The organism is Limnospira sp. PMC 1279.21, from assembly GCF_032349615.1.
Classification (GTDB): Bacteria; Cyanobacteriota; Cyanobacteriia; order Cyanobacteriales; family Microcoleaceae; genus Limnospira; species Limnospira fusiformis.
Map to the genome: position 1 here is coordinate 1 of NZ_JARPLU010000207.1, position 7,045 is coordinate 7,045.

The window sequence follows — 7,045 nt, forward strand, 5'->3', positions numbered from 1 at the left end:
GAGGTTATTTCAGGCATTGCAGCCTTATTTCACTCCTAAACGTCTCGCACCAATAATTATTATTATAACATATCAATGGCTGTAAACTTGCAAAAAATGAAAGCGTTTGATAAAGCAATTTCTTTTTATGTAAAAGCCATAGAAATAGATTCTTATAACAAACTTCCCTATGCTCAATTGAGACATATACCATTAGCCAAAGAAAATCTAGATATTTTAATTAATTGTTATTTGAACGTGTTAAAACAACAGAATAATTTTCCTGTTGTTTGGAATAATTTAGGAGATTTATTAACCCAAAAAGGTGACATTGAACAAGCAATGACTTGTTACCAAAAAGCCTGTTATTATAAGAATATCTTGTTATTACCTGAGTTACAGGATTTATATCTCAATACAAAAAAAGCAAAGTATCCGGATTTTATTATTGTGGGGGCGGGAAAATGTGGTACTACTTCTCTGTATAAGTATATTTGTAAACATCCACAAGTTCTTGAGGCTAGTACAAAAGAGATCAATTTTTTTAACCTTAATTTTGGTCAAGGGTTAGATTGGTATTTGTCTCATTTTTTGACTACAGAGCATAAAACGGGAGAAGCAAGCCCCAGATACTTTAACAATATTAAGGTAATAGAAAGGATTTCCCACTTTCTACCTAAAGTTAAAATCATTATTCTATTAAGAAATCCTGTTACCAGAAGTATATCATTATATTATCATCAAGTTAGAGCAGGACAAGAAAAAAGAACTTTAGAAGAAGTTATTCAATCAAAAATTGATCTTGTAAACAAAATAAAAAATGATAATAAATTATCGGAAGCAAGTAATTTTGTGGATAGCATCTATGTAAGTTCAATTAGAAAATGGCGAAATAATTTTAGTGACTCACAAATACTTATTTTAAAAACCGAAGATTTAGAAGCCAACCATGACAAAACTATGACTAAAACTTTTGATTTTTTAGGACTCAATAATTACCCACAATCAGCTATTGATGATTATCAGAAAGAAAATGTTGCTCAATATCCCAAAATAAGTCAATCAATTGAAACAAGACTGATTGAATTATATAAGCCGTTTAATGAAATGTTAGAAGCTGAAATAGGTATTAACTGGTAAGTAGGTAAACAAAATTAATTACATACTAGGTTAACCTGAAGCCATTAAAACAACTTGATTTAATATGTGATCGCCTTTTGATTTTGTACTTCGTTTAATTGGAAAATACTATATTGTTTTTTTATTCTTATTTTTTTGATATTATTGAAATTTTATTAGCTAAATCATTAACATTAGCCAAATTTTTGGGTAAACATAAGACATCTGTACAGCCTCTAGGTGATGATTTAATTTCTTCAGTAAATGTAACAAAGTTATTAGCTGTGATAATGTTAAATTTTTGTGGAACAACGGAATTATTAATATCAATGAGAATAAATTTTTCTAGTAAATAATCTCCATATTTTTGTTGGTCAATTTTATAATCTAAAGTCCAAGGCCAAAATTCTAGTACCAAAATACAAAGTTTTGTTTCTATAGTTGTTGTCATACCTTTTAAAACATTGTGTTCATATTCTTCCGTATCAATTTTTATTATTAAAACCTCAGATAAATCGTTATTTTCTTCGATAAAATTGTCTATTGTTTGCGCTTGAATAATTTTGCTATAACTAGCCTTGGAATGTTTGAATAATCTACCAGTAATAGTAGAATTAGGTTGGTAATGATAGAGAACATTACCAGTAACATAAGAGGCTGCTTTTTCGACTAAACAAATAGTATTTTTAAAACCATTAATGTTTATATTTGCTTCTATTAAATGAGTTGTAGGCCCTGGTTCAAAACAAAAAATTTTAGTGTCAATGCCTAACGAGCGACAACATAAAGAAGCTTTTAGAGAAAAAATGCCAATATAGCCACCAATATCAAGTATTGTAAAACTTAGATTTTGATTGGTCAGGTGGTTAATAATAGGTTTCAAATAAAGATTAAGGTCTTTCGAATGTAGATTTTCTTCAAATGATTGAGATGATTCCTTGTAGATAAAATCTTCGGGATTGCTTGCTTTATATGCAGGATTCTGAAATTTTTCGGTTTTGCTGGTAAAAAGTCCCAGACCCTCATAAACATAAAATTCCACTTTTTGTGTAAGGCAAAGTAAGCTATTCAACGATTCCCATAATTGTTGCTGTAGTTTTTCTTGTTCATTTTCAGTGTTATTTGACATTTCCCCTTTTCCTTATTACTTTTATTCACCTGCTAAAGTAATTTAGTCGCTATGTTATTTCTCTACTATATTAGAATTTTGCAAAAATCTTTGATTTATTTATCGAATTATATTTTTTGCATTCCATTTCCATAGTCTCTCAAAGCATGAGCAGAATTTAAAATGTTTTTAATACTGGCTTTACTTAATACTGTTTGATATTTTTCAATTAAAACTCTTCTCGTGGCTTCATATTGATCAAAATCGAATTCTGCCATATCTCTAACGTCATTTAATGTTTTACATTCCAAAAACTGTTCTAAGGATAAATGAGGTAGTGCCATAGTTTCAACAAGTTCCCTTGTTCTTGAGTCATGGTAAATCCATACTGCGGGTGTACCGCTTTGCCAAGCTGCCATGTTTCCGTGCAACCTTAAACCTGTTGAAAAATCAACTCTGGCAGCGTCTTCGAGCCACTGTTCTATACTATAATAAATACGATACTTAACTGCAATAAAAGCCCTAAATTCTTCATCCGTCATATCGGGAGCAAGAGATTTTCTTAAACTAGACTCGTGATGTTCTGGTATTGTTGCTGTTTGATATAGATTTTTTCTGCGACCATACCGAATAAAAGGCTCAACAGATTGCTGAACAAATAGCCCTGCACCTTTATTAGCCCATTGAATCATTTTACGTTCTGCATCGCGTTTTAATGGATTTTTGGGCCATGGTTCATCACCTGTTACGAGAAAACTTTCAATTTCGTTTAAAGTTTTCATTTTCAATTTATTCACAAAATTGGGATCAGTATTTACAAAATTTGAAGGACAGCCTATAACCTCGGTGTTGGTAACTCCAAAACGTTCTAGTAGTCTTTGAGTAAATTCTCCCCTAAGTCCTATTTTTATAGTTCTTTCTTTTAAGAGATCTATCAACCTTAAAATACTGGGATGAAAATCGAATTCTTTCTGATTATAGTCCTTTGCTTGTGCACCTAAACCAAGAAAAACAAGCGGTAGTTCCAACTTGTCCAAAAAGCTCACAAAATCAGTAAAATCTAAATTTTCTTTCAAAAAATTAGCCGATGGTATAACCAGTATCTTACAATTTTCTTGTATTGATTTTAAATCCCAAGGTATATCCTCACCAAGAACATAGTATTCTTCATCCAAAACCTGTGTTACAGCGTACTGAAAAAATAAGTTTCCCGTATTTCCTCCCACTTTCTTAAGTAAATTATCAGTATCCTGATAAGAAAATTTATAAACTGCTCCGCGAGTCCCAATTACACCAACTATTTTTTTCATCTTTTTTCTTATTTTATAAAAAATCAACTATTTTCAAATTTTGGGATATTAGACTTCATTTCTAGCTATCAAGAATAATTAGCGATCGCCTGATTTAGTTGTCCTGCATATTAACTTCCCCCTACCCAACCAATCCGAAATAATTACTCACCACCTTGACAATTCTTTGCGCCGCCTGACCGTCCCCAAAGGGATTAATAGCCGTAGCCATCCTCTCATAAGCAGAGCGATCGCTCAATAACACCGAAGCCACAGACAGCATTTGCTCAGGATTCGTTCCCACCAGTTGAGCCGTCCCAGCATCAACAGCCTCCGGTCTCTCCGTCGTCTCTCGTAATACTAACACAGGCTTACCCAAACTCGGAGCCTCCTCCTGCAATCCTCCAGAATCCGTCATTACCAAGTAACAACCGCCTATAGCCCCCACCAGTTTACCATAATCCAACGGTTCTACCAAGAATATCCGAGGATGATTTCCCAGTAAAGCCGTCAAAGGCTCCCGAACCGTGGGATTGCGATGCAGGGGTAACAGTAGGGCAACATCCGAAAACCGATCTAGAATCTGGAGAAATCCCCTGGCAATATCCTCCAGGTTATCCCAGTTTTCCCGGCGGTGGACTGTCGCCAAAATCACCCGATGGGAGTCCCAGTCCAAACCGGGAATCTCACAAACCGGATTTTCCCTAGCCACAGCCAATAAGGCATCAATCACGGTATTCCCCGTTTGGTGGACTTCTCCGACCACCCCCGAACCCCGCAAATGTTTAACCGCCTGGTCAGTGGGAGCAAAATGCAGTTGAGCGATTTGGGAAATCAAGCGGCGGTTGGCTTCCTCCGGGTAGGGGTTGAACAGGTCATTGGTTCTGAGTCCCGCCTCGACATGACCGACGGGGATTTTCTGATAGAATGCAGCTAGGGCAGCAGCAAAAGCCGTCGTGGTGTCCCCCTGGACTAAAACCAATTGCGGTTGTAACTTGCCAAAAAGTGCCTCCAACCCCTGCAAACTGCGACAGGTAATATCTGTTAAGGTCTGGCGTGGCTGCATGATATCTAAATCCAAGTCAGCCTTGAGGTTGAAAAGTTCCATCACCTGAGTTACCATTTCTTTATGTTGCCCCGTCAGGACTACCTGGGTAGTGAACTGAGGGGATTTTTGGAACTGTTGGATAACGGGAGCGAGTTTAATGGCTTCTGGTCGTGTCCCCAGGGTTATACATATGGGAATAGGTGAGTTTTTATTCATTACTTAATATCATATTGGTCAAAATATTGATATTATTTCAACCTTGGTCATATCTTGCTAATTGGAAACTCAAAAATTGGTTTAATCATGAGAATGATTAAATATTCTCTCTATCATCAAGCTACTACAGTCTTACTAATCAAATTCTGCCAATCTGGTAAATCTGTCAAAAAACCAATATCCCAACTCTGACCATTCTGCACGGAAAACTTTTTAAAGCACCCCACCCAGTCGGCAATAGTCTCGATTCGATAGTAAGGGGTATATTCCCAAGAGCGATTTAAAAAATCAGCCATGTCGGCATACAAGCCCTTATCATAGTGATACCAAGCCAGCCATACGAGAGTATGATAGCGCACAGAACTCTCCATGGCTCGGATGGACTGGGGTAAATCTTGATGAGCAAAAAACTTATCTAGTACCCTCACTACACAATCAGCCTGAGTTTTGGCGTTTCTGGTGGTGTTCCCCCCATACCGACGATAACCCACGGCAACCCGCGGCCACCAAGTCGCCTCACACCCCATCAAGGCTAAACGCAAGACTAAATCGACATCGTGGGATTGTCGCAACTCCCTATCAAAACCCCCCGCCTTTTCTAGGGAATTCTTTGTGACTAATAAGCCACTGGTTTTGACCGGTTTATACCTTAACCAACTCTCTAAGGTGAGTTCGGGAACTTTATGCCAAGGTTCGACATCAATGATTTGATTACGGAGTTCATCGACAATGCGCCATCCGGTCTGGACGATCGCTAAATTAGGCTGTTGGTCAAATAAACTCACCTGTTCTGCTAACTTTTCTGGTAAAAGCCAAAAATCATCGGCATCTAAAAAGGCAATTAACTCCCCCTTGGCTTGGTGAATCCCCAAATTCCGAGCTACAGCAGAACCTTGATTTTCCTGGTGAAAATATCTAATTTTATCCCCTAATGATGCGACTACCTCGGAGGTTCCATCTGTGGAACCATCATCAACAACTATGATTTCATAGTCTTGATAGGTTTGGCTTAAAACACTTTCGATCGCTTCCCCTAAAAAGCGATCGCCATTATAAACGGGAATAATTACACTGACCCTCGGATGTTGATTCAGATTCCGCCTCCTAGTGACTCACAATTAGACTGCAATTATAACACAGGCAACAGGCCAGTTATCCTTCTATACAGGTTGTTCAGAAATCGTGCTAAACATTACCCTCACCCTAAATCTGGATCCCAGGTGGACAGAGGGACTTTGACAGCCTATTGCATAATTACTGAAAAGGTTGTAAGCGATCGCCTAGGGTCTGCCTAGCACATATCCCCTATCGCCGCCAGACAACAAATAGGAACTGCCGACAATTTTTGAGAGAATGCGATCGCCGCCGAGGGGATAGCGGTTTCTTTTTCATGAAATCATGTAATTTTCATCAGCTTAACTGATGATTTGGATACCAGTTATCATCCAATAATTGTTCAAAATTATAAGGGCAATTAGCCGGAAATATACTTTTAGATAAACCCGTTTTTTTGCTTACGAAACTTACCGCGACATGATAGATAGAGTCCAATTGGAGAATCAGCTTATTTTGCAAACTCGCGGTCAGTTCATGAATCAAATCATCTCGAAACGCAATTATTTCTGATTGCCAATGCCGACAGTTGCGCTCGTATTCTTGCTCCCAGTATTCCCATAACAGAAGATGGATGATGATTTGTCGCAACCGAATTCTGGCTTGATTAAATTGACTCCTACCCCAACTTTCCAACTCCTCAATTAAGCCGTCTAAATCCAAATGTCGGAAGTCTTCTGCTTTCAACAATTCGACGGTTTTTTGCAACCATAAATAACTGTCGGTTTGATACAAGTCTTGCAGTTGATTGTTGAGGGCATTTTTCATATTGTTTCCCCATATCCGAATGGTCGCCCTTGATTGGCGATCGCATCCTTAATGTGAAATCATGTTACCATAAGATTGACAACATAGCGCCGACCGGAGCGCAGGTTTCAACAGGCACCGATGCCCGTGCTACCATGGGAGGCATTGGCATGGTGAAAAAGCGATCGCCTTACCCCACCCTGGAATTATAACACAGGCAACAAGCCAGTTCTACTTCTATAAGCGATCGCCATCAATCCCCGCTTCCCGCAACAACATCTCCAACCTTTTAGTCTTTCGGCGCTCCTCTTCCAACTCGGCGGTCACTTGTTCGGCTCGCGAGCGCTCCTCTTCCAACTCGGCGGTCACTTGTTCGGCTCGCGAGCGCTCCTGTTGTAATTGTTGCTCGATTTCCAGGGGAGAAGG

Annotated in this window: 6 protein-coding genes and 1 pseudogene; 1 reads left to right on the plus strand and 6 read right to left on the minus strand. The window is 38.3% G+C overall.

All coding sequences use genetic code 11. The annotated features are described in order from the left end of the window. Positions 1–75 precede the first annotated feature (75 nt). Complete coding sequence (locus tag P5683_RS21370; protein WP_315641021.1) at positions 76–1,119, plus strand: sulfotransferase domain-containing protein; 1,044 nt, start codon at positions 76–78, stop codon at positions 1,117–1,119. 127 nt (positions 1,120–1,246) lie between these two features. Here the strand turns inward: P5683_RS21370 and P5683_RS21375 are convergent, their stop codons facing one another. The 6 genes and pseudogenes from P5683_RS21375 to P5683_RS21400 all read right to left on the minus strand — a co-directional run. Further along, complete coding sequence (locus P5683_RS21375; RefSeq protein ID WP_315641022.1) at positions 1,247–2,227, minus strand: FkbM family methyltransferase; 981 nt, start codon at positions 2,225–2,227, stop codon at positions 1,247–1,249. Positions 2,228–2,334: 107 nt separating this feature from the next. Continuing rightward, on the minus strand, positions 2,335–3,516 hold the full coding sequence (locus P5683_RS21380) for a polysaccharide pyruvyl transferase family protein (protein ID WP_315641023.1): 1,182 nt from the start codon (positions 3,514–3,516) through the stop codon (positions 2,335–2,337). A gap of 121 nt (positions 3,517–3,637) precedes the next feature. Next, a complete protein-coding gene (gene wecB, locus P5683_RS21385) occupies positions 3,638–4,759 on the minus strand; it encodes a non-hydrolyzing UDP-N-acetylglucosamine 2-epimerase (RefSeq protein WP_315641024.1) in 1,122 nt (373 codons plus the stop codon). A gap of 116 nt (positions 4,760–4,875) precedes the next feature. Next, positions 4,876–5,853 (minus strand): glycosyltransferase, encoded by a 978-nt coding sequence (locus tag P5683_RS21390; protein WP_315641026.1) that lies wholly within the window; start codon positions 5,851–5,853, stop codon positions 4,876–4,878. A gap of 316 nt (positions 5,854–6,169) precedes the next feature. Then, positions 6,170–6,640 (minus strand): DUF29 domain-containing protein, encoded by a 471-nt coding sequence (locus P5683_RS21395; RefSeq protein ID WP_315641025.1) that lies wholly within the window; start codon positions 6,638–6,640, stop codon positions 6,170–6,172. A gap of 216 nt (positions 6,641–6,856) precedes the next feature. Continuing rightward, positions 6,857–7,045 (minus strand): annotated as a pseudogene (locus P5683_RS21400) (Uma2 family endonuclease); the annotation flags it as partial.

Coding starts and splice junctions, on each gene's coding strand:
- P5683_RS21370 (WP_315641021.1), top strand. CDS start 76: ATGGCTGTAAACTTGCAAAAAATGAAAGCGTTTGATAAAGCAATTTCT.
- P5683_RS21375 (WP_315641022.1), bottom strand. CDS start 2,227: ATGTCAAATAACACTGAAAATGAACAAGAAAAACTACAGCAACAATTA.
- P5683_RS21380 (WP_315641023.1), bottom strand. CDS start 3,516: ATGAAAAAAATAGTTGGTGTAATTGGGACTCGCGGAGCAGTTTATAAA.
- wecB (WP_315641024.1), bottom strand. CDS start 4,759: ATGAATAAAAACTCACCTATTCCCATATGTATAACCCTGGGGACACGA.
- P5683_RS21395 (WP_315641025.1), bottom strand. CDS start 6,640: ATGAAAAATGCCCTCAACAATCAACTGCAAGACTTGTATCAAACCGAC.